The 22,322-nt window shown below is 69.6% G+C and carries 20 protein-coding genes and 1 pseudogene; 7 read left to right on the forward strand and 14 right to left on the reverse strand.

Annotation, left to right across the window (positions count from 1 at the left end; translation table 11 throughout):
- Positions 1-41 precede the first annotated feature (41 nt).
- Positions 42-1,013 carry a GlxA family transcriptional regulator gene (locus RUR_RS17575; RefSeq protein WP_283136154.1) on the forward strand — a complete coding sequence of 324 codons (972 nt, stop codon included), beginning with the start codon at positions 42-44 and terminating at the stop codon, positions 1,011-1,013.
- A 301-nt stretch (positions 1,014-1,314) separates the two neighbouring features.
- Here the strand turns inward: RUR_RS17575 and RUR_RS17580 are convergent, their stop codons facing one another.
- Positions 1,315-2,247 (reverse strand): helix-turn-helix transcriptional regulator, encoded by a 933-nt coding sequence (locus RUR_RS17580; RefSeq protein WP_283136155.1) that lies wholly within the window; start codon positions 2,245-2,247, stop codon positions 1,315-1,317.
- Between the two features lie 91 nt (positions 2,248-2,338).
- On the opposite strand from RUR_RS17580, the gene RUR_RS17585 reads away from it, so the two are divergent.
- Positions 2,339-2,752 (forward strand): VOC family protein, encoded by a 414-nt coding sequence (locus RUR_RS17585; RefSeq protein ID WP_283136156.1) that lies wholly within the window; start codon positions 2,339-2,341, stop codon positions 2,750-2,752.
- Between the two features lie 5 nt (positions 2,753-2,757).
- Positions 2,758-3,114 (forward strand): YdeI/OmpD-associated family protein, encoded by a 357-nt coding sequence (locus RUR_RS17590; protein WP_283136157.1) that lies wholly within the window; start codon positions 2,758-2,760, stop codon positions 3,112-3,114.
- A 277-nt stretch (positions 3,115-3,391) separates the two neighbouring features.
- On the opposite strand, the gene RUR_RS17595 is transcribed toward RUR_RS17590, so the two are convergent.
- Complete coding sequence (locus tag RUR_RS17595) at positions 3,392-4,471, reverse strand: helix-turn-helix transcriptional regulator (RefSeq protein ID WP_283136158.1); 1,080 nt, start codon at positions 4,469-4,471, stop codon at positions 3,392-3,394.
- A 174-nt stretch (positions 4,472-4,645) separates the two neighbouring features.
- Here RUR_RS17595 and RUR_RS17600 point away from each other — a divergent pair, with 174 nt between their 5' ends.
- Complete coding sequence (locus tag RUR_RS17600) at positions 4,646-6,088, forward strand: FAD/NAD(P)-binding protein (protein ID WP_283136159.1); 1,443 nt, start codon at positions 4,646-4,648, stop codon at positions 6,086-6,088.
- Here RUR_RS17600 and RUR_RS17605 read toward each other — a convergent pair whose 3' ends face one another.
- From RUR_RS17605 to RUR_RS17645, 9 genes and pseudogenes are all read right to left on the reverse strand, one after another.
- Complete coding sequence (locus RUR_RS17605) at positions 6,089-7,585, reverse strand: FAD-dependent monooxygenase (protein WP_283136160.1); 1,497 nt, start codon at positions 7,583-7,585, stop codon at positions 6,089-6,091.
- A 534-nt stretch (positions 7,586-8,119) separates the two neighbouring features.
- A complete protein-coding gene (locus RUR_RS17610) occupies positions 8,120-8,668 on the reverse strand; it encodes an AAA family ATPase (protein WP_283136161.1) in 549 nt (182 codons plus the stop codon).
- A 549-nt stretch (positions 8,669-9,217) separates the two neighbouring features.
- Complete coding sequence (locus tag RUR_RS17615) at positions 9,218-10,363, reverse strand: methyltransferase domain-containing protein (protein WP_283136162.1); 1,146 nt, start codon at positions 10,361-10,363, stop codon at positions 9,218-9,220.
- Positions 10,364-11,186: 823 nt separating this feature from the next.
- Positions 11,187-12,221, reverse strand: a complete 1,035-nt coding sequence (locus RUR_RS17620; RefSeq protein WP_346349043.1) for an alpha/beta fold hydrolase — start codon at positions 12,219-12,221, stop codon at positions 11,187-11,189.
- A complete protein-coding gene (locus tag RUR_RS17625) occupies positions 12,202-12,816 on the reverse strand; it encodes a TetR/AcrR family transcriptional regulator (RefSeq protein ID WP_283136164.1) in 615 nt (204 codons plus the stop codon). Before RUR_RS17625 ends, RUR_RS17620 begins: the two co-directional genes overlap by 20 nt.
- 351 nt (positions 12,817-13,167) lie before the next feature.
- A pseudogene (locus RUR_RS17630) lies at positions 13,168-13,472 on the reverse strand (response regulator transcription factor); the annotation flags it as partial.
- A gap of 153 nt (positions 13,473-13,625) precedes the next feature.
- Positions 13,626-14,213 (reverse strand): HD domain-containing protein, encoded by a 588-nt coding sequence (locus RUR_RS17635; RefSeq protein ID WP_283136165.1) that lies wholly within the window; start codon positions 14,211-14,213, stop codon positions 13,626-13,628.
- Positions 14,214-14,240: 27 nt separating this feature from the next.
- A complete protein-coding gene (locus RUR_RS17640; RefSeq protein WP_283136166.1) occupies positions 14,241-15,329 on the reverse strand; it encodes a helix-turn-helix domain-containing protein in 1,089 nt (362 codons plus the stop codon).
- A gap of 145 nt (positions 15,330-15,474) precedes the next feature.
- Entirely contained in the window at positions 15,475-16,044 is a 570-nt protein-coding gene (locus RUR_RS17645; protein ID WP_283136167.1) for an ArsR/SmtB family transcription factor, read from the reverse strand.
- 60 nt (positions 16,045-16,104) lie between these two features.
- Here RUR_RS17645 and RUR_RS17650 point away from each other — a divergent pair, with 60 nt between their 5' ends.
- Positions 16,105-16,674 carry a dienelactone hydrolase family protein gene (locus tag RUR_RS17650; RefSeq protein WP_283136168.1) on the forward strand — a complete coding sequence of 190 codons (570 nt, stop codon included), beginning with the start codon at positions 16,105-16,107 and terminating at the stop codon, positions 16,672-16,674.
- 498 nt (positions 16,675-17,172) lie between these two features.
- Here the strand turns inward: RUR_RS17650 and RUR_RS17655 are convergent, their stop codons facing one another.
- Both RUR_RS17655 and RUR_RS17660 read right to left on the reverse strand, forming a co-directional pair.
- Complete coding sequence (locus RUR_RS17655) at positions 17,173-18,513, reverse strand: FAD-binding oxidoreductase (protein ID WP_283136169.1); 1,341 nt, start codon at positions 18,511-18,513, stop codon at positions 17,173-17,175.
- 29 nt (positions 18,514-18,542) lie between these two features.
- A complete protein-coding gene (locus RUR_RS17660) occupies positions 18,543-18,968 on the reverse strand; it encodes a carboxymuconolactone decarboxylase family protein (RefSeq protein ID WP_283136170.1) in 426 nt (141 codons plus the stop codon).
- A gap of 287 nt (positions 18,969-19,255) precedes the next feature.
- On the opposite strand from RUR_RS17660, the gene RUR_RS17665 reads away from it, so the two are divergent.
- Positions 19,256-20,170, forward strand: a complete 915-nt coding sequence (locus RUR_RS17665; protein WP_283136171.1) for an RNA polymerase sigma-70 factor — start codon at positions 19,256-19,258, stop codon at positions 20,168-20,170.
- A gap of 187 nt (positions 20,171-20,357) precedes the next feature.
- Here RUR_RS17665 and speB read toward each other — a convergent pair whose 3' ends face one another.
- Positions 20,358-21,374 carry an agmatinase gene (speB, locus tag RUR_RS17670; protein ID WP_283136172.1) on the reverse strand — a complete coding sequence of 339 codons (1,017 nt, stop codon included), beginning with the start codon at positions 21,372-21,374 and terminating at the stop codon, positions 20,358-20,360.
- A gap of 106 nt (positions 21,375-21,480) precedes the next feature.
- On the opposite strand from speB, the gene RUR_RS17675 reads away from it, so the two are divergent.
- A complete protein-coding gene (locus RUR_RS17675) occupies positions 21,481-22,254 on the forward strand; it encodes a TetR/AcrR family transcriptional regulator (protein ID WP_283136173.1) in 774 nt (257 codons plus the stop codon).
- Positions 22,255-22,322: the final 68 nt, after the last annotated feature.

Genomic DNA, 22,322 nt, shown 5'->3' on the forward strand with positions numbered 1-22,322 from the left:
GCACCGGTGTCCTCAATGACATCATTGGGTACATTTACGCCATGCCCCTGGATTGCCCGGAGACACCCCCGACGCCCCCCAGCCCGCATCGCGTGGTCGCCTTGGTCGCCCCGAACCAGGAGCTCTACCCGGTCACCTCCGCCTCAGCCGTCTTCGGCTACCACGGCCCCGACATCCCCCAGCACTACAGCTTCGGCCTGTGCGCCGAACACCCCGGCTCCCTCCCCTCCACCCTCGGCGTCCCCATCCAGGTGGACAGCGGCCTCGAAGCCCTCGACGACGCCGGCACCGTGGTCATCGCGAGCTGGACCCTCACCCCCTCACCCGCCGTACTCCACGCGGTGTCCAAGGCCCATGCCCGAGGCGCCCGCATCGTCGCCGTCTGTGCAGGAATCTTCATCCCCGCCGCCCTGGGCCTCCTGGACGGCCGCCGCGCCTCCGTCCACTGGGAACTCTCCGGCGAACTCGCCGCCCGACACCCCCGCGTCATCCCCGACGACACCGTCATCTACGTCGATCACGGCGACGTCGCCACCGCCGGAGCCTCGGCCGCCACCCTCGACCTCTGCCTTCACCAGGTCCTCCAGGAGCACGGCGCGGCCCACGCGATGCGCATCGGCCGCCAGCTCGCCGCGGGTCCGCACCGCGAGGGCGGCCAGCGCCAGTACCCGCCCCTCCCCACCACCGGCCCGATGCCGGACTCCCTGGCCCCGCTGCTCGAATGGCTCATCTCGCGCCTGCCCGACCAGGTCACCGTCAAGGACATGGCCGCCTACTCGGGCGTCTCCCCCCGCACTCTCACCCGCCAGTTCGCCGATCAGCTCGGGGTCCCACCCGCCCGCTGGCTGCAGGAACGCCGCCTGGCCGCCACCCGCGCCCTGCTGGAGGAGACCGACCTGCCCGTCGAGACCATCGCCACCCGCGTCGGCCTCTCCTCGGCGGTCAACCTCCGCCGCCGCTTCCACACCGCCCTGCACACCACCCCGGCCGCCTACCGCCGCTCCTTCCGCTGAAGGCCCCGGGCGGCTCCGCCGCAGGAGGACGAACGGTGTCGCCCGGACCGGTCCGCACCGCCAAGTGGGAGTCACCCGACGGCTACGGCGCCGAACTCGCCGCGAACGTCTGGTTCCCCAGGTGTCACAGGGACCATGCCGGGACGGTACGGCCTGCGGCTGCCCTGGCGTCGACGAAGAGCCGGTCGTAGGCCCTTGGGGGTGACCCGGACCCTTCCCCGACGTAACGGTTGGACGGCCCGGCCGGGACGAAGCCGATCCCGGTGACGGTCCCGCCGATCGAAGGACGCCGCGGCGAGGGCTACCGGTCTTGTCGGCCGTACAACGTGGTGAGCTGGGCGGCCAGCTTCGCCAACGCGTCCCGGACCGCCTGCGGGTCCTCCACGATGACCAGGTCACCCCAGCCCGCGAGCTGGCGGGCGATGTCCAGCGCGGTCGGCGCGGTGAGCGTGACACGGACCCGCTCGCCGTGGGAGACCACCTCGCAGTGGCGACCGAAGCGGTCGCGCAGGACGGGCAGGTGGCGGGCGTCGAGGGTCGCGGTGGCGGTGGTCGTCGAACGCCGCGCCTCCATCGCGGTGACGACCTCGTCCCAGGCCGCCGCGAGGTCGAAGTGCGCAGGACGCTCGGCCGGTTCCTCCGTGACCTCGGCGCCCGTGACCCGGTCGACGCGGAAGGTCCGCATTCCATCGGGGGTACCTGCGATCAGGTACCAGGTGTCGTCCTTGTCGACGAGGCCGAACGGCGCGACGACGCGTTCCCGTCCGGAGTAGGTGAGGCGGGCCTTTCGACGCCGGACCACCGCGTCCTCCAGCAGATCGACGAGCACGGGCCGCGCACGGCGGTGTTCGCCCCAGCGGGCCGGGTCGACCACGACCGCGTCCGCCGCCGCCTCGGCCTCCTGCCGGAACGTCGACGGCAGGGCGCGTACGAGCTTGCGCAGCGCCGCCTTGGCCCCCGGTGCGATCGCGGCGGCCGGGCCGAGCAGCAGGAACAGCGCCCTGGCCTCGGAGGCCTTGAGCCCGGACAGGTCGGTGCGGGCGCCGCCGAGCAGTGCCCAGCCGCCGCCGCGCCCGGCCTGCGGGTAGACGGGGATGCCCGCGGCCGACAGGGCCTCCAGGTCACGGCGGGCCGTGGCGACCGAAACCTCCGTCTCGGCGGCGATCTCCGCCGCCGTCACCCGGCCGCGCGACTGCATCAGCAGCAGGACGGCCACCAGACGATCCGCTCTCATGCTTCGACGATGGCAGAAAAAGTGCTCATTCGATGAGCACTTTGCCTGGAAGCATCGATTTCACAAGCCACCGAACGGAAGGCAGAGGGCCATGCTCCGCGGACTCACCACCATCAGCTTCTACGCCCGTGACGTCGTCGCCGCCCGTGACTGGTACGCCGAGTTCCTCGGCGTGCGGGCCTACTTTCAGCGGCCCGAGCAGGGTGACCCGGCCTACGTGGAGTTCCGCGTCGGCGACTACCGGCACGAGCTCGGCGTCATCGACGCGCGGTTCGCTCCGGACGGCTGGAGCGCCGAGGACGGCGGAGCGATCGTCTACTGGGCCGTCGACGATCTGGAGGCGACCTGGGAGCGGCTGCTGGAGCTGGGGGCCACCCCGTTCGAGAAGCCGACCGCGCACGGCCCCGGGTTCGTCACCGCCTCGGTGCGCGACCCGTTCGGCAACATCCTCGGCGTCATGGTCAACCACCACTACACGGACGTCCTCGCGGGCCGGAAGGGCTGACCACGATGACCGACGACGCCCTGCTCATGGAGGACGCCGCCGCCTTTCGGGCATGGCTCGCCGAGCACCACGAGACCGCCCGCGACGTCTGGCTGATGATCGCCAAGAAGAACGGCAACGCGACGACCGTCACCATCGACGAGGCTCTGGACGAGGCGCTGTGCCACGGCTGGATCGACAGCCACCGCAGGGCGTTCGACGGCGACTACTACCTGCAGCGCTACTCGCCGCGCACCCGCAGAAGCCCTTGGTCCGGCATCAACGTCGCGAAGGCCGAGGCGCTGACGGCCGCCGGCCGGATGCGCCCGGCAGGCCGCGCCGCGATCGAGGCCGCCAAGACCGCCGGCCGCCAGCCCGCCTAGCACGCGCTTTGCAGACCGGCGGACGGCCCGGTTGAGACCCGGGGCGGGGGGTCGGCAGCCGACGCCCCGCAAGGCCCCGAACGCCGTATCAGGACGGCCGTCGGCCACGTAGTGGAACAGCGCGGTCCCTCATGCAGGGGCCGGGATCTGTGATCAGACCCCTACGGACCGCCCCGTCCGGCACGCCAACGAATTGGTGCCACCGACTGGCAGGCAGCCGACGTCAGTGCTTCGGCTTGGGCGAGATGTGGGTGCCCGGCGTCCACCGATTGTGCGCCTACAGCCGGTGGGGTTCGGCGAACAGGTGCGCGACGAGCTCACCGCGACTGGAGATCCCCGCCTTGCCGAAGACGGCCTTGAGGTGACCGCGAACGGTGTGGGGCGAGATGAACAGGGCCGTGGCGATCTCGGCGGTGGACAGGCCCCGCGCCACGAGCTGGGCGACCTCGAATTCCCGGGGCGTCAGCCCGTACGCCTGGGCGACGATGACCGCCAGGTCGGCGGGAGGCGCAAGCTCGATGACGAGCGCCGTCGGGCCCGGCCGTCCGCCGGGACCGCTCAGGCATGAGGCGCGGCAGGTCAGCCACCGCTGGTCCAGGGTCCGGATGCGGATCCTGGCGCTGCCCCGGTCGTGGCCTTGGGCGACGGCCCGCGCCTGCAGCGTGGTGCCGATCAGCCAGATGGGCAGCCTCAGCCCGAGCGCCGTGGGCATGGACGGCCCGTCCGGCAGCAGCGCGAGGTAGCGCCGAGCCTCCTCGTTGATCGACGTGGCCTCGCCGTGCTCGTCGAACAGCAGCAGACCGGGGGCCGAGGAGCCGGGCTCGCCGTCCGATCCGGACGGACGGGCGAACCGGCGCAGCCGGTCGGCGAGCGGCCCGGACAGATCGGCGAGCAACGCGATCTCGTGCGTGCCGAACGCCGGCCCTCCCCGCATGCGGAACAGGCTCACCGCGCCCCAGGGCCGGTCGCCGATCCGCAGCACGGCCCGCAGTTCGTCGTCGACGCCCTGGTGGCCGAGCAGGCGGCGGAAGCGGGCGCTGCGCGCGGGCAGGTCGCCGGTGGCCGCCCGCAGACCGGCCACCGGGACGGCTGCGCGGGCGAGGTCACGGAACGGCAGGACGTTCTCCTCCAGGAGTTCGCTCTCCCAGTAGGCGGCGCATCCTTCGCCGGATCCGAGGTTCTCCACCAGCATGGGGGCGGTGACCAGGCCCGTTTCCGGGTCGGTGGCCGTCCACACCGCGGCGTCGAACGGGAGGTGCCGCCGCAGCCCGGCCGAGGCGCGGCTGAAGAGCTCCAGCGCGTCGACGGCCCTCTCGGCAGCCGACAGGATCCCGGCGTGGCGGGGCGGGTAGGTCATCGAGCTCCCTTCAGGCGCGGGGTGGACGCGGGTCAGCCTGCCTGTTCTTCCTGCCTTCGCCAACCCCTCATTTGAGGGGGTCGTTTCCTGCCGAACCCCCCATACGGGGAATGGAGCGCGGTCTTGGCGTCCCCGAGGCTCGGAAGGACCTTTGACGAGCAGGGGAGAAACGTCGTGCGTATCGCGATCATCGGAGCCGGCGCCGCCGCGGTCGGCGTGCTGGACGCGCTGGCCGTCGGCGAGGCGGGGATCGGGGCGGGAGAGATCACCGTGTTCGAGCCGTCCGCGCACCTGTGGCGGGGACGGCCGTACGGGCCGGATCTGGACAGTGTTCTGGTCAACGCCCCGCCCGCCATCATGTCGATCCGCCATCTGGACTTCGGGCACTACGCCTCCTGGCTGGGCCCCGAGCGTGCCGCCGCCCACCTGGACGACCTGCTGGGACAACCGCTGGTGCCGCGCGCACTCTACGGTTCGTACCTGGCCGACACCGCCGAGGCCGCCCTGGCCGCGCTGCGCGAGCGCGGGTGGCGGACCCGGGTCGTCGCCGACCGGATCGTCGCGGCGGCCCCCTCCGACGGCGGCCTCGGGCTGACGCTGCGCACCGAAGGCGGGCACGACCACCCGGCCGACCGGGTGGTGTTGTGCGTGGGCGGGGGGAGTCCGCAGGACCACTACGGCCTGGGCGGCGCCCCAGGGTTCGTGGGTGATCCGTATCCGCTGGCGTACACGCTCGGCCACGTCCCGGCCGCGGCCGACGTCGCGGTGATCGGCAGCGGGCTGACCGCCGTGGACGTGGTGGTGTCGCTCGCCGCGCGCGGCCACGCCGGGCGGATCACGCTGGTGTCGCGGAGAGGCATGCTGCCCCACGTATGGCAGCGTCCCCTCGGCCACCGGCCCGTGCACGTGACCGTCGAGCGGGTGCAGGCGCTGCGCCGCGAGCACGGCGGCGTCACCCTCGACGACCTCGCCGGGCTGCTCCGCGCCGACCTGGCCGAGACGGGCGAGGACTTCGCGCTCTTCACGGCCGAGTTGTCGGCGGCAAGGTCGGAGGAGCCCGTACGGCGGCTGCGGAGGCAACTGGCCGCCGTCGACGACCCGCGGATCGGGCGGCGGGTGCTGCAGGAGACGGCCCACACCGTCGGCCCGTACGCCTGGCGGCTGCTGCCCGAGCCCGACCGCGAACGGCTTCGCCGGCACTTGCGGCTGGCCACCAGCCTGGCTTCGCCGATGGTGCCGGTGAACGCCGCCGCCCTGCTGCGGCTGTTCGAGTCCGGGCAGCTCACCATGGTGGCAGGCGTGCGCAAGATCGAGGCTGTGGAGGGAGGGTTCCTGGCTCGGGGCGCCGGTGGCGACCTGAACGCCGGCGTCGTCGTCAACGCCGTGAACCCGCCGCCCCAGGCGGTGCCCCGCGCGGCCGAGCCGCTGGTCACGTCCCTGCTCGCCGATCGGCTGGCCGCGCTGCACCCGTCGGGCGGGCTGGTCCCCGCCGACCCGTGCCTGCACGTGGTGGGCGACCTGGCCGGCGGCGGTCCGTTCATCACCTCGAGCATCCCCGGTGTCGCCGCGGCGGGCGCCCGTACCGTCGGCGGGCTGCCTGCCACACATACCGGCTGATCAGTGGCGGGCGGGGGCGTGTCGTCTGCCGGTCATGGCCCGAGAGGGTTCACGTCTCCTGGCGGGTGCCTCGCCCAGCCATCGTGTCAGGGCCTTGCCCACCTCCTCCGGAGTGGGGTCCTCGGCCGCCCAAGCGGCGTAGCCGTCGGGCCGGACCAGTAGTGTGGGGCGCAAGCCGGCCGCGGGTGAAGCCACCGCCACCCGCCCCGCCCACGGTGCGGCAACCGCGGCGACCTCTCGGCCCACCAGCACGAACGTGCCCTGACGCAGGGCCTCATACAGTCGGGCCGGTTCCCCGGCCAGGCGGAGGTCCGGCACCCGGCGCCCGGTGAGCGGGTGAGCGCCCCAGGGCGTACGGTAGGCGATCCCGATGCCGGAGATGCCGCGTGCCGCACGCGCCTCCACCACGCCCAGCCGATGCGCGACGGCGCCTGCCACGATCCGCAGCGCGCGCACCAGACGTGTCCGGGCGGTGACGGCCGTGAGGAGGGCGTGACTGACCCGCACCACCGCTCGCCCCACCGGGTGACGCTCCGCGTGGTAGCTGTCCAGCAGCGCGTCGTCGGCCCGGCCTTGCAGAACGGCCGCCAGTTTCCAGCCGAGGTTGGCGGCGTCCTGCATCCCGGTGTTCATGCCCATGCCGCCGGCGGGCGAGTGGATGTGCGCGGCGTCGCCCGCGAGGAACACCCTTCCCTCCCGGTAGCGGGGCACCTGCCGTTCGTCGCTGTGGAAGCGGGAAAGCCAGCGCGGATCATGCATCCCGAGGTCGTCACCGATGGTTCGCCGGGTGGTGTCCCGGACTTCCGCCAAAGTGAGCGGCGCGTCGTCGGGCACCCGCCGTGCCCGGTCCCAGGCGATGACCCGGTACCAGCCATCCCCGAAGGGTGCGAAGAAGGTGAAACCATGTTCGTTTCCGGCGAGGTTGAGAATCCGGTCCGGCTCGCGCTCGAGCAACACATCGGCCAGCATCATGGAGCTGACGACCGGCTTGCCGGGAAACGGCATGCCCAGGCTTCGCCGGACGGCGCTGCCTGCCCCGTCGGCCCCGACCACATAGCGGGCCCGAAGCGTGGCCGTGGCGCCGTCCGGATAGCTCACGTCCACGTCCACGCCGTCCGGGTCCTGTCGTATCGCCGTGGCCTGAACCCCACGCAGCATCGTGACACCCGCTTCCTCAGCACGGCGCACCAGGAGCCGCTCGACCTCCCACTGAGGGGTGATCAGCATGAAAGGGAAGCGGGTGCGGAGCCCGGAGAAGTCAATGTCGACACGACCCAACGGACGTAGCGACCGGACTCGGGTGCCGATACGGAGCAGCTCGTCGGCCAAGCCCCGGGCATCGAGCTGCTCCATGGTTCGTGCGTGGAGGCTGAAGGCGCGGCTCAGGTGGGATTCGCGGTCGCGTCGCTCCACTACCGTGACGTCGACGTCGGACTTGGCGAGATCACCCGCGAGCAGGAGCCCGGTCGGACCGGCCCCGATCACAAGAACGTCCACGGCTGGTCCCCCGTGTTCTCCCGAAGAGCCACCAGACACCATGTCCTTTTTGTCCATATTCCCGATATCGGCCCCGCTTAACGGACCAGCCGGAACGGTTGCCCTCCCATCCCGTCATCGCCCGCGCCGATCCGATCCTCCGACATAGCTTTGTACGGCGTACGCCCCGCCACCGCACCCCGGCCCCGGGCACGCGAATACCGCGTGTGCGGTCCTGGTGCGCCCCGTACCGCCGAGCGGTCAAGTGCTCGCCGCGTCGGCCGCGGTGAGCACGTCGGCGACCAAGGTCCTCCGTATCCTCCGTGCCCGCGGCCAACCGCACCAGGCCCCGCACAAGCCCCGACGCGGCGATCTGCTCCTCGCTGAGCATCTCACGCCACATGGACGCCGGATGCACGGCCAGCGACTCAAACGTCTCGGCGGCGATGTCGTCGGCAAGAAGCCGGGTCTGTCCGAGGAGGGGCCGCCGGGCGTGGTAGGAGCCTGGTCGGCTCCGACGGCTTGGCGGTAGCCGTCCTGCTCAGGTGAGCGAGATCAGATGATTGGTCGGCCATGGCCGGGAAGCGCGGCCATGGCGACTTCCAGCCGCTCGTCGAGTGGACCGGTCAACTCGATCACCGGGACATCGCCCAGCACCTGCAGCGGGTCGTCGTACACCAGATCCAGCAGTGTGTCGTTCATCTCCTGCCGGAGGCGGAGCATCTCCGCGCCAGGCAGCACCTGGTCGGCGTCGTACGTGATCGGCACCATGATCAGCAGATCCAGGCTTGCCAGAACCGACCGCAGGGCAGCGGGGTCGACCTCGGTTTCGATGTCGGCTCCCCGCACGGCGAGGTAGGCGAGGAAGTCCACCGGCGTGCGATCGAAGACAATCCTGGATGCGGGTGAACTCAGCTCGAGCAAGGATCGCGTGAGCTGCGCCCGGTAATCATCCGGCGACGGGGGAAATTCAAACTCGTAGCCTTCCTCCTCAAGCAGAACGTACGGCTCATCGACCGGTGTGTGGCCGGCCAGGCGTGCGCACAGCTCGTCGACGAGAGTCGTCTTCCCGGTCCCATGTGCTCCGGAGACTCCGATTCGCATTCGTGACGCTCCTCATATTCACCCGCTGGACGGCGCACCGGTGCATCGCGCCGACCTGGACGTCCAGTCAATCCCACCATGGACGAACTGCACCCGGGCTGGTTGTAAGGGGGATCACGCCGGTGTGGCCGCCAAGCCCAGGGTCACAGGGGAAGGCGGCAGCGGAGAGTTCGTCTCGGTGTCATTGAGGGGTTGCTGGTGTGGGTGCCTGAGTGGATTCAGCCAACCCAACGCCTTTACAAAGTAAATATCAGGCAGTCGTTGGGAAGGGCGATCTCATCTGGTTGCGGGTTTGGACGCCCCATGGCCTGATGGATTCGGATGGTGTTCCCTCACGTAGTGGGATTCGAGCCGACGAGGCGCGGCCGGCTGAGCCCGGCCCGGCATGACGGCTCCCCTCACGCGACGGACCGGGACACCGATTTGCCCGGATCCCACCACTCCATGGGACGTGACCTCGATTCGAGAAGCAGTGCGTATGAGGAGTCCGTCTCATACATGATCTTGTGCGCTCAGGGGTTCGGCAGCAGGGCGACCGGGCTGTCGAACCTAGAAGATGCGCCCCGTCCATTCGCCGTTGCGCAGGTGCACAACACCCTCCAGGTCGATGCGGGCCTGCGCGCCGGGCAGCGGGGAGCCGCCTTCGGCCGGGCTCCAGGTTTCCCGCAGATCATCGAGGATGTTCCAGAGACGCCGGGGGCCGCCCTGGTGCACCACGGGTAGTTCGTCTCCGCCGGTGCATGCGGCCCACGCCCATGATCCGTCGTCGTGGATCATCCATGCGGTCGCCGGCATCGGTCCGCCGCCGAGGGTGAACCTGTGGTCTACACCGGGGACGGTTACCTCGAAAAGGTCGTGCAGAGCCGGGAAGTCCGTGATCCGGACCAGGGGAAGACGGCCGCGGGTCACCTGCTCGCCCTGAGGGCGCATGTCACGCAGCGCGATGAAACGTTCGTTCCGCCGTGGTGGGTAGTCCACACCGCTGCGGGCCCGCATGAAGCTCGCCCCGTTCTGTTCGATCCGGCCGTAGGCATGGCCGGCCTCGCTTTTGGTCGCGGTGAGCAGTAGGTGGGTCCCCGCGATGACGGTGACCAACCGCCCGCCTGGGCGAAGGGAGGCCAGCCACGTGACCGGGATCGGCCGGACCGACACCATGGACACCACCACGTCGTGGGTTCCCGGAATCGGCCCGGTCGCATCGCACGCCAGAACGCGGGGATGTGAACCAAGGCCGGCGAGTCGTCCGGCGGCGGCTTCGACGAGATAGGCATCGATGTCGACGCTGGTCACCCTGGTGTCGCCCAGCCGCCGGGACAGCAGCGCGGCGGAGTATCCCGAGCCCGTGGCGATGTCCAGTACATCATCGTCGTCGTGGATTTCGGCGAGCTCCAGCATCCGCACGACCAGGCCGGGCATCGTGGCGGACGATGTCGCGACACCGGGGTATGCGATGCCCGGTGTCGCGTGGTCGGCGTGCACGGGTCCGACCCGGGTCACCACGCTGGTGTCGCCGTAGGCGGTTGCCAGCCAGAGGCCGGGGTCGGACGGGCCGTCCACCACGGTGTAGGTGTCACGTGCGAACCAGCGTGGAATGAAGGCGTGACGTGGTGTTTCAGCCACCGGAGCCCACCAGGGCGATTCCGGGGAGACGACTGTGGCCGCCAGCTCCTGGGCGGGCGTTGCCCAGTCGGTCATGAAAGACATCCTTCCACGGCGGTCAGCCTGATGAAGCAAGCTCGGCTCAGAAGAGGCGTTTCACCCATCCGGTGCCGTCGCAGGGCAGGCAGTTTCTGCGTGTTGCGGCCTTGATCTGGGCGTCCTGGCCGTCGAGGTCATCTTCCACCGAGCCCTCACCCAGACAGGATCCGCACTGTTCCTTTCCTTCCATCGGCCACCTCTGAAGGTCGGTGTCAGCTGCCACCACCATGCGACCGCTACGGTGTGCTGTCAATCGCCTACCACGAGTTTGCCCGTTTGTGGAGGCCGTCTTGTGCCGCCCCAGCCGCTCCGGAGTTGCCCAAGTTGTGGCTGGTCAAGCCTGCGGCCACCCCTTGTCGGTTCCCTGCACTGGATGACCTCGTGCACTGATACAGGAAGGTGCCGGTTTAGGGAACAGTCGGCGGCACGCTACCGGCCGCCGGCTGAACCACTCCGGGTCTGATGGAGGCTCGATCCCTTGAGAGGATCGAGCCATGGCACGTCTCTTTCCCTACCCACCCGAGCTCTGCGAACGTGCTGTGCGCATGGTCGCGGAGGTCCGACCACGGCGTCTACGGCGCGCGCAAGGTAGGGCGGCAGCCGAGCCGTGAAAACGTGCACCGCGGCGCGGTGCACCCTGCCCGGCTGGTGCGCAAACTCGGGTTCGAAGGCGTCGGTCGTGGCCGGAAGATCCGCACAGCTGTGCGGGACACCGGACATGAGTAGAGTCTCCACCGATCCCGGAGCGGTTCGGTTACCACCGGAACCTGGGGATGTGCGGCCCCGTACCTGAGGCGATCCTGCGATCGAGGGGTGTGGGCTATTGCCCGATGTGCCGGAGGATCGCGTCGGAGATACGAGGAATCGCCTGCGGTGGGAACTCGTGTCCCATTCCCTCGATGGGCAGAAACTTGCTGTCGGAAATCGCCGCTGCCAGAGCCTCGCCTTGGGCGAAGGGCGCCATCCGATCGTCCGTCCCGTGGATCACCAGGGTCGGGGCGGTGATCGAGCCGATGAGCCCTGAGCGGTCGCGCGAGGCGAAGGCCGCGAGGATGTGGTTCTTCACGGCGTGGGCCGCGTTGGTGGCACTTTCGATCTGTCGCTCGATGATCTCCCGCGTGGCGGCCTCGTCGAACGCCGTCAACCGTCCGGTGATAATGCGAGCCAGCTTGAGCTGCGCCGCAATGTGCTCTTCCCGGGTGCTGGGCGGATCGGCGATCTGCTCGGCGTCCCAGGCGGCCAGCTGCGGATCCCGTTGTGCGCCCCGAAAAGTGTTGGTCGCGGGATCTAGCGGTTGGGCGCTCGACATGATGAGCGTCAGGCTGCGGAGCCGGTCGGCGTGTTCGAGCGCGATCTCCTGGGCGATCATGCCGCCCATCGACGCGCCGACCACGTCCGCCGTGGCGATGCCCAGGCTGTCGAGTAGGCCGATCGCGTCCTGGGCGAGGTCGACCATGGTGTACGGCGTGGCCTCGTAGTCAACCCGGCCGGACAGCCCGGTGTCCCGGTTGTCATAGCGGATGACGTATCGTCCCCCCTCCTGAAGAAGGCGGCAGAGTTCATCGGGCCAGGTGGTGCCTCGGGCGCCGAGGCCCATCACGAGCAACAGCGCGGGATCGGCCGGATCCCCGAATGTCTCGCACCACAGACGGATCCCGTTGGCATCGACTATGCGTTCCATGATGTTCTGCCCCTTCGTTCTGGCTCGGACCGGTTGGGACGACCGGCGCCACGGCGTCCCGCACGAGGACAGGCGCTCACGGACCGTCCGGGTCGCGGCGCTTGTCCACCAGAAAAAGTATAGACGTGTTAACGTTTTGCTTGAACCAGAACGGTCATGGCTCGGCCGGCGCATGCAGTACGGCAAGCATCTGCGCCCGCAGGTGCACGCTCAATGCCCGGGTGTCACTGCTCAGCCGAGCGGCGAGCACCGAGGTCGCCATCCCCATGACGGATGTGACGGCGATTCGCGCCGCGAGGTCGGACAGCTCCGGTCGCACCTCGATCAGCAGCCCGACCCATGCCTCGCTCAGCTGCCGAATTTGGCGTTTGAGCCGCCGCCGGTCCTGCTCCGGCAGCCCCAGCAACTCGGCCTGCATGACCAAAGTCAGATCCGGGTTCTCGACGGAGAACCGGGAGAACCAGTCCACCAGGGCGATCAGCGCTTTCTGCGGCTCCCGGTCCTGATCGACCAGCGCGGCTTGCGTCCCCTCCCGCAGGCGTTCCAGCGACAACTCGATCAGGGCGAGGAGAATGGCCTGTTTGCCCGGGAAGTGCCGGTAGACGGCAGGCCCGGAGACGCCGACCGCGGCTCCTATGTCGTCGATGCCGGTGTCGGCATACCCCTTCTCCACGAAGAGCCGGGCGGCCTGCAGCAGGATGATGCGCTTGCGTACCCCGTGCTTGCGCCCCTGGGAGATGAGCGATTCCAGCTCGTCGTACTCGGCCACTGGCGCGCCTCTCTACAGCAAAATGGTAACTACGGTTAACATATTCGATCGGCTTGCCATCGGATTGGCCGACCTCGGCCTAGTGTCCCGCGCCGGTAGTCCATCGTTGGATCCTGTGTGAGCTCTTCTTCCGGTGAGCCGGTGCGTCGTCGGGGTCCGACGTTGGAGGCCGTTGGTGCTCTCCGATGAGGACCGCGGTGCCGATGTGGTGAATGCGCCGGGCGAACTCGTCGCAGTCGTTGGCGCTGCGGGCGCGGATGGTGTCGGCGTACGCGGGCTCTGAGGTTCCACCGATCGTCGGGGTGGCCGGAGAGCTGAGAGTGGCGCCCGATACACCCATGGGGACGCAGGTCAGAGCCAGCCGTTGTGGCGGGCGAGGCGGGCTGCCTCGATCCGGTTGCGGGTGTGGGTTTTGCCGATCGCCGAGGACAGGTGGTTGCGGACCGTGCTCTCGGACAGGTGGAGCCGCTTGGCGAGGTCGGTGACGGTCGCCCCGTCGAGGGCGGCGGCCAGGGCGGGGTCGACGACCCGCTCCCCCGCCATGGCGCGGCGGGTCCGGCCAGTTCGTCGACGGGGCCGTCCTTGACCAGGAACCCGGCGGCGCCCGCTTCCATGGCCCGGCGCAGGTAGCCGGGACGGGCGAAGGTGGTGAGAAGCGGGAGTGAACGGCGATGACCCAGCCGTCGGATTCCGGAACCTCGATCGGACCGGAAGAAGGTCGGCGTAGTCGTCCGGTAGCTCGGTGGGGGCGGCCCCTCGTCGTTTCCCCAAACTGGATGACTGCGTGCTCTCGGAATTTCTCCGAGAGTCTATTGCTTGTCGGCCGGGGGTTCCTTGGCGCGGTCGACCCAGGCCAGAGTGTTCTGGCTGATGGCCTCGTGGGCAATCTGCTTGGCTGCGGTGGTGGACAGGCTTGCAAGGGAGGTGTCGATCCAGGACTGCACGTTGGCGTGGCCTTGTTCTTGGTACTCGCGGGCCTGCAGGAGGCATTCGAGTTTGTCTGCGTCGCGGGCGCATCGGGCTTCTGCCGTGTCCCCCGCCTCGTACTCGGCGACGGCCTCGGCAATCATCCGCGCGACGGATGGCGGCAGAGCTGCGACCTGATCGGCGGTGACCTTCTCATTGTCGGCGGCGGCGACGTACTTCTTGGTCAGGTGGGGCAGGTCGGTGGTGCGGGTCTCCTGGGAGTCGTGCCACAGCGCCAGGAAGGCCGCCCGCTCATGGTCGGCGTCCTCCATCACGGCGATCACCGAAGCAATGATGCAGACCCGGAACGAGTGGTCGGCGACCGATTCGGGTGCGGGCACCCCGGCAGTCGACCAGCCTGTCCGTCTAAAGCGCTTCAACAAGCCGATCTCGTAGAGGAACCCGGTGATGTCTCGCAGTCGGTCGCTCAACCCGATCGCCCTTTCAAAGTGCGCTTTTCAGTGCCGTGCCTGCATGGCGATGCCGTACCGCAGCGCCTCCAACTCCCGCTCGGCCGACGCTGAGACGAGGTTCTCATCAAGCAGAGCTCCGATCTTGCCATTCAGCTCAGCGGCCAGCGACCAATCGTTGAGCAACTCCGGACGGATCCGGATCAGAGCGTGAAGAGTATGGATGTTGAGCTCGACGAACCCAAGGTCCCCGTTGAGCCGGTCGAGCAGATGGCGCAGCAGTCGGTCGCCGTGCCAGGCCGACAGCGGCGTGGAGCCGATGAAGGCGTCTCCCGTCTGCTGCACAGCGAGGTCTCCGGTCCAAAACGCCCAATAGTTGAGGTTGGCGATCTCCCCTGCATCGTCATCGAGTTGGTCGGCGATGAAGGCCCGCATCGGCTCGGGATCACCGAGCCGCGTAAGCGCGCTAGCGGTCGAGCGGACCAGCGGCCACGCCGGTGACCAGCCCTTACCGGGCCGAACTATACGCCTGTCGGCCCGGTACCGGTCGACCAGCCAGGTACTCGTGTCGGAGCGGCCATCGAACCCGATCAGATAATAGGCCTGGCGGGCCAGCAGCAACCCCGAGGTGCTGTGCCGGTCGGCGCGTTCGGCGGCGGCCCGAATATGAGCCAGGACGTGGGCACGCTCGTCGGCGCCGAGCACCGGCCCGTCCGGGACCGGTCCCCGCTCGCGAGCGGAACTCGGAAGGGGGAGGTCATCAGGGGGCCGACCGCTGATCGTCCAGGCGACCAGCCCGGTAAACGGACGGGTGATCACCCAGGAGCCCAGCAAATGCTCTGCGGGGTCCGCGTGGGCATGCGGGGTGGCCAGGGCCTGGCCGAGGAACAGATCGGCCTGCAGCGCCATGGTGAGCCCGTCCAATAGCACTGGGTCGGCGCCCAGACGGCGAAGCCTGTTGGTCAGGGCGAGGAAGTTCCCGGCGGGAATCGCCAGCAAGGAACGGCGGCCGCTCTCCCATCCTTGGACGGTGGCGACACCGACGCCCAGGTCTTCGGCAAGCCGCTGCTGGGTGAGTCGAAGGGACCGGCGCGCCAGCTTCAGGACATACCCGGAGACGCGACCCTCGCAACTCATACCGCCGGTCTGTGGTGCCTGCGCTCGAAGGGCCATCAGCCACCCTCGGTCGGGTCCGTTTGCTCCTACAGCTTCGCCAGCTCGGACTGACACAGCTGGCGGGCGAGGGTGGACCGGTTGAGCTCGCGCGGGGTGAGCATGGGCGTCATTCCTCCTCGGCCGGCAGGGTCGGATAGTCCGTCATGGGATACAGGCCGACGGCGAATCCGTAGGTCGTCTCACCGGAGCGGGGCATCAGGTCGAACTCCTGCACGAGGTCCTTGATCCGGTGCCAGAACTCGGTGGCCCGATCCGGCGGGATGCGGGCATGCCGGATGAACGCGTACAGCTGGTGGGCCTGATAGGCCGCGGCGGATTCCTTGGCCGCGACCTCGAAGTCGTTGAAGTCCAGCGGCAGCGGGCCGCCGCCCGGAGCCTGGCCGACGCCGACGTAGAACATCCGGGCCGTACGGCCGTAGTAGCGCTCGTCGATCGCCCGTACGCGCCGGGTCCGTACCACGTACAGCAGCCCGGCCTCGGCCAGGACGTTGACGTGGTGGGCGACCGTGCTCTTGGGCCGTTTGACCGCGGTGGCCAGCTCGGTCACGGTCGCGGCCCGCTCGTGCAGGAGGCCGAGGATCGTGGTCCGCAGCGGATCGCCGATGGCCCGGACCTGCTCTGCAGTGGTGAGCACGATCGTGTCGGCGAGCTCGTAGTCGGGAACATTGGTTGACATATCCCGACTAAACTACCATCTTCGATTGTTCGAGATAATTGGTTCATAGGAGGCGGCCGCATGGCGGAGATCTTGCTGTTTCACCACGTTCAGGGGCAGACGACCGGATTCCTCGGCTTCGCCGACGAGCTGCGCCAGGCCGGGCACACCGTGCACACGCCGGACCTCTTCGCCGGGCGTATCTTCGCCGGCCTGGACGACGGCGTGGCCCACGCCGAGAAGATCGGCTTCGACACGCTTCTCGAGCAGGGCGTCCGCACGGCCGACACCTTGCCGACCGAGTTGGTGTACGCTGGCTGGTCGCTCGGTGTCCTAGCGGCCCAGACGCTGGCGCAGACCCGGCCGGGAGCGCGCGGGGCGCTGCTGCTGGAGGCATGCCTGCCCGCCTCGGAGTGGCCGCAGGAGTTGCCCGTGCAGATCCACGGCATGGACGCCGACCCTGTCTTCGCCGGCGAAGGCGACCTTGACGCGGCCCGCGCGCTGGTCGCCTCGGCCAAGCACGGCGAGCTGTACCTCTACCCGGGTGAGCGGCACCTGTTCGCCGACGCGAGCCTGCCCTCCCATGACGCTCACGCGGCCGCGCTGCTCATGCGCCGCGCGCTCGACTTCCTCGGCCGAACCGCACCGTGACCAACAGGCCGCCTGCGGGGCGTGCGCGGGCGGTGGGGAGCGCCCGAGTGACGGCATGTACGACGGCGAGACCAAGTCCGTAGCTGTCGCAGCATCAAGGCCCTCCACTCCCCAAGACGCTGCTGACCTTCACGCACCCGACAGTTTCGGCCCGCTCGACCGACGCTGTGCCCTCACAGGCGGTGCCTTGCCGTTCCGAGTGCCGAACTCGTGGCCCTCTACCGTAATCGAACCGAGACATCAGCCGGACGACGCTCCGTTATCGCAGGTCAGACTCTACTTCGTTGGAAATTTCTTCATTGCTACCGGAACCCCCAGAAGCCGCTTGTCGAGACTTCCCGTTCCGTTGCTTCCCGGCCGGTGCGTTCCTCCTGGTCCGGATGCCGGCGATCTCGTGCCGCTCCCGGGCCTCGCCTGGGGAGGCGGTGCCCGGTGGCGGCCGCTCCTCGTTATCCGAACCGGCGGGCCGCCTTAGACGGCTCTACTTGTCCGCACGGCCTACTGAGGCCGGACGTTGTGGTTGCGGGCGAACAGATTGCCGGGGTCGTACCGGCGCTTGACCGCTGTGAGCCGCTCATAGGTCTCCGGTGGATAGATCGCCGCGACATCCTCCTCGGTGGCGGACGTGAGGAAGTTCGCGTAGGCGCCGTTGACGTGAGACGCGAGTCTCGCCCATATCGCTTCCATAGCGGGACGGGCGGCCTCCACGACCGGCTTCGGGCCCGCGGTGGTGGTCGTGAACATCAGCTCCGCTTGGCGATGCGCGTAGGCGGTGGCGCTGCCGGGGACTCGGGACACCGCGCCGCCGACGCTGCGAACGGCGATGAACGGCGGCCTCTCCGACGCCCCGACCTCGGCGAGGATCCGAAGGACCTCGGGCACCGACTCCCGGTCGACGAATGCGCTTCGGGTGACGAGCAGGATGCCGGGCGGTGGCGTCAATCCGTCCACGAGCGTGTCCGCAACGGGTTTCAGCGCGACATCGTCGTCGATCACCGTGCCGAGCCGGCGGATCGGGTCGATGGCCTGGGCCGCGAGCTCTGGGTCGTCGCCGTCGAAGACCATGTGGATCTCGACCGGCGCCTCGGGTCCGCCGGCGAGGGGGTTGGCGAGGGTCGCGATGGATGTGAGCTCTTCGGGGGCGGTGCGGAGGTGGTCCGCCCAACCCTGGAGCACCCCGGCCGCCTCCGACGCCGGGAAGGCGATCCTGCCGTGGAAGACGTCCGTCGTCGGGTGCGCCGTGAACTCGAAGGCGGTCACGATCCCGAGATTGCCGCCACCACCGCGAAGTGCCCAGAACAGCTCCGGGTTCTCTTCCGCGCTCGCCCGCACGACTTCGCCGTTGGCGGTGACCACCTCTGCGGCGACCATGCTGTCCAGGGCCAGGCCGTACTTCCTGACCTTCCAGCCGATGCCACCGGCCAGCGTCAGCCCGCCGACGCCGACGCTCTTGGTGTCGCCTGAGGAGATCGCCAGGCCATGCGGGGCCAGGGCGGCCGCGACCTGACCCCAGGTGGCGCCGCCGCCGATCCGCACGCGGTGACGGTCTTTGTCGACGATCTCGATGTTCGCGAGCTTGCCGAGGTCGATCACGACCCCGTCGTCGTTGGTGCCGAAGCCCGGAAACCCGTGGCCACCGCCTCGCACGGACAGCGAAAGCCCTGCGCCGGCGGCGAATCCGACACCTGCTTGCACGTCCCCGACGCTCCCCGGCCGCAGGACACAGGCCGGACTGCCCGAAGCCAGCACCGAGCGACGAGCCGATTCGTACTCCGCTTCGCCCGGTTCGATGATGTCGCCGCCGAAGTCGCGGCGAAGGGTTTCAAGCGCTGAGCTCATGACGTTCCTTCCACACAGGAGAATCCTCGTTATGCGAATTGACCGGGCCGGTAGCCGCCGGCGGGCTGCCGGGCGATGACGTTCAGGCGGTTCGCGGCGTTGATGAGGGCGATGAGCGACACGAGGGAGGAGAGCTGCCCCTCGTCGTAGTGCTTGGCGGCGTTCGCCCAGGCCTCATCCGTGACACCACCGGCCGCGTCGGCGATGCGGGTGCCCTGCTCCGCCAGCTCCAGGGCGGCGCGCTCGGCGTCGGTGAACACCGTGGCCTCCCGCCAGGCCGCGACCAAATTGATGCGCACCGGGGTCTCCCCGGCGTGCGCGAGGTCCTTGGTGTGCATGTCGACGCAGAAACCGCAGCCGTTGATCTGACTGGCGCGGATCATGACCAGGTTCTGGGTCGCGGTCGGCAGCGTCGACTCCTTGATGACCCTGCTCGCCGCGGTGAAGTGCTTCATGAACGTGGCCCCGAGCGGGCTGCCGAAGGGGTTCAGGCGTGCTTCGATGACGTCGTCCTCACTCGTGATGGTGTGTACGGGACGAACACGAGATGCCGGCGAGCCGGTCCTTGTGACAGCACGGGGTACGTGATCTGCGCCACACACCGACGGCCGCATCGGGGGTATCCGACGGCACCGCTGCTCACGACGCCGCCTGGGCGTCACATAACTTTGGCGGTGGTGTCACAAAACGGCGGGATCCGGTGTCTGGTGGTGACACAGCCGAAAGCAAAGAGGAGCCATCCATGACCGGCACGTCGCGGACCATGCCCGGGGATCACGGCCGGGGCACGACGGACCCCGCCACCGAGGCGTTCGTCACCCACCGCAACCTGCTGTTCACCGTCGCCTACGAGCTGCTCGGCTCGGCCGCCGACGCCGAGGACGTCCTGCAGGAGACCTGGCTGCGGTGGGCGGGAGTCGACCTCGCCACGGTGCGGGATCGGCGTGCGTACCTGGTCCGGATCACCACCCGGCAGGCGCTGATCCGGCTGCGCACGCTCGGCCGCCGCAGGGAGTCCTACATCGGCCCCTGGCTGCCCGAGCCGCTGCTCACCGCGCCCGACGTGGCCGAGGACGTCGAACTGGCCGACAGCGTCTCGATGGCGATGCTGCTGGTGCTGGAGACCCTCACGCCGACCGAGCGGGCGGTGTTCGTGCTGCGCGAGGTGTTCGACCTAGGGTACGACGAGATCGCCGAAGCCGTCGGCAAGAGCCCGGCCGCGGTGCGCCAGATCGCCCACCGGGCCCGGGCACACGTCGCGGCGCGCCGGCCGCGCGGGGCCGTCTCCCCGGCCGAGTCCCGTGACGCGTTCGAGGCGTTCCGGCGGGCGATCGAAACGGGCGATCTGCAGAGCCTGCTCGACATCCTGGCGCCGGACGTCGTGCTTCTGGGCGACGGCGGCGGAGTCGTCCAGGCCGCGCTGGAGCCCGTCGTGGGGGCCGGCCAGGTGGCCCGCGTGCTGGGCAGGATCGACGCCGCGGCCGTGCTGCAGCCGGCACAGGTCAACGGCTGCCCGGCGCTGATCGTCCGGCTCAACGGCGAGATCAACACCGTGCTGGCGGCGCACATCGACAACGGGCTCATCACCGGGCTCTATGCCGTACGCAATCCCGAGAAGCTGTCGCGTATGGAGCGGGAGACCACTCTGAGCCGCTGAGTCCGGAGCCCTCGGAAACGAACGACACAACCGGCATCCGGCCGCCGACGACGAAACATCCTTCGCTCGATCGGCGGCCTCCCCCGGGATCGGCCCGGTCGTCAAATGTTGGCTGAGGTGGGGCGCGGTGCCGACGCGAGGAGCACCTGCGGCGTGATGCGCGCCGTCCCGGGCGACCGGGTGGGGATCACCGGGTCGCGGTGCCGCGTCCGTCGAGCAGCGGCCGGGCCGGCTGCCAGGTGTCACCGCGGCGGCGGGCCGCGATGCCCGACAGCGCTTCGAGGACGATGCGGTTGCCGAGGTAGGCGGTGATGTCCGCGTGGTCGTAGGGAGGGGAGACCTCGACGACGTCCACACCGACGATGGGGAGTTCGAACGCCAGGCGGCGTACGGTGTCCAGCAGTTGCCGGGAGGTCAGCCCGCCGGGCTCGGGGGTGCCGGTGCCCGGGGCCATGCCGGGGTCCACCACGTCGACGTCGACGGACAGGAACACTCCGTCGCAGTCGTCGAGCGCGATGTCCATGGCCTCGTCCACGCACTCCTGCAGGCCGCGGGTGACGATCTCGCTCATCTCGTACGAGCGCATGCGCTGGTCGGCCATCCAGTCCAGCGTTTCCGGACCCGGCCAGTAGCCGCGCAGGCCCATCTGGAGGAACCGGTCCCCGCGGACGGCGCCGGACTCCAGCAGCCGGCGCATCGGCTGGCCGTGGCCGTGCAGGTGGCCGAACTCGATGTCTCCGGTGTCGGCGTGCGCGTCGAAGTGGATGACCGAGATTCGGCCCATTCCGTGATGCCGGGCGACACCGGTGATGTCCGGCAGCGCGATGGTGTGGTCGCCGCCCAGCACGATCGGTATCGCGCCCGAGGCGGCGATCGTCGCCACGGCCTCCTCGATCGCGGCGATGCTGCCCTCGATGTCACCGGCGAACATCTCCACGTCGCCGGCGTCCACCACGCGCAGATCCCGGAGCGCGTCCACACGCAGCGGCAGAGAGGGGCGTGACCCGTCGTGGGGGAGGTAGTCGGTCGACCGGATCGCCGACGGGCCGAACCGGGTGCCCGGCCGGTGGCTCACGCCTCCGTCGAACGGGGCACCGACGATCACTACTTCGGCACCCTGGTAGCTGGCGGGGTCGTCGAGGGTGCAGCGGTCGATGCCGAGAAATGTGATGTCGGGGCCGAACATCGCTCCGTAGCGGCTCATGGTGGCTCTCCTCGCACAAGGCCCTGATGTTAAAGTCAGGGATAGGTCGGATTGACTTTAAAGTCAGGAGCCAGGTTGGGGCAAGGGGTGTGACAGGATCGAAACCGTGAGCGCAATCAGCACCGATGGGCCGGTTGGGGGCGGGCCCGCGACCGTCGGCGCACGCGGCGGCCGGGAAGGCATCCTCCAAGCCGCCGTCGAACTCATCGCCAGGGACGGCTTCGACGGTGTGCGCATCGCCGACATCGCCGCCCGGGCGGGGGTGTCGACCGCGCTGGTGCACTATCACTTCGCCGTCCGCGACCGGCTGCTGACCGACGCGCTCGCATACTCGCTCAGCCGGGCGGAAGCCCGCCTGGAACGCAGCACCCGGAGCTCCCACCGCGACACCCCGGTCGAGCGCCTCGCCGATCTGATCGATTTCCTGCTGCCGCTCACCCATGACGACATCCTCGAAAGCCGCCTCTGGGCGGAGCTGGAGATTCGCTCCACCGGGTCGAAGGAACTCGCCGCCGCCCTCGCCGAGCTGCGCCGCCGCGTCCAGGCTCCGCTTGTGTCCGCCATCGTGGAAGGTCTGCGCACCGGGGACTTCCGCGACTGCGAGCCCGGCGACGTCGCCATCGCCGCCATGGCGCTCCTCGACGGCCTGACGAGGTGGCTCCTCACCGACCCGGGTGGGCTTACCCTCGAAGGCGCCCGCCGCTTGGGTGCACGCCAGCTCACCCTCGCCGTCGGCTACGGCGGCGAGCTCCCCTTTCAACCCCTTCCCGACCCGGGGACCCCGCCGGACCACACCAAGTCCGACCGGGCCGCTTCCCGCCGCCGGCGCGCGCCACGCGCCCCGGTGCCGCCACCGGGCGACACGCCGACCGACTCGTGACCCACTCCGGCGGCGCAGCCGTGGCGGAACAGCGCCGGCCAGGGGTTCCCGTCTGGCAGGCGCTGTTC

Source organism: Rhizohabitans arisaemae (genome assembly GCF_025996515.1).
Taxonomy (GTDB): Bacteria; Actinomycetota; Actinomycetes; order Streptosporangiales; family Streptosporangiaceae; genus Rhizohabitans; species Rhizohabitans arisaemae.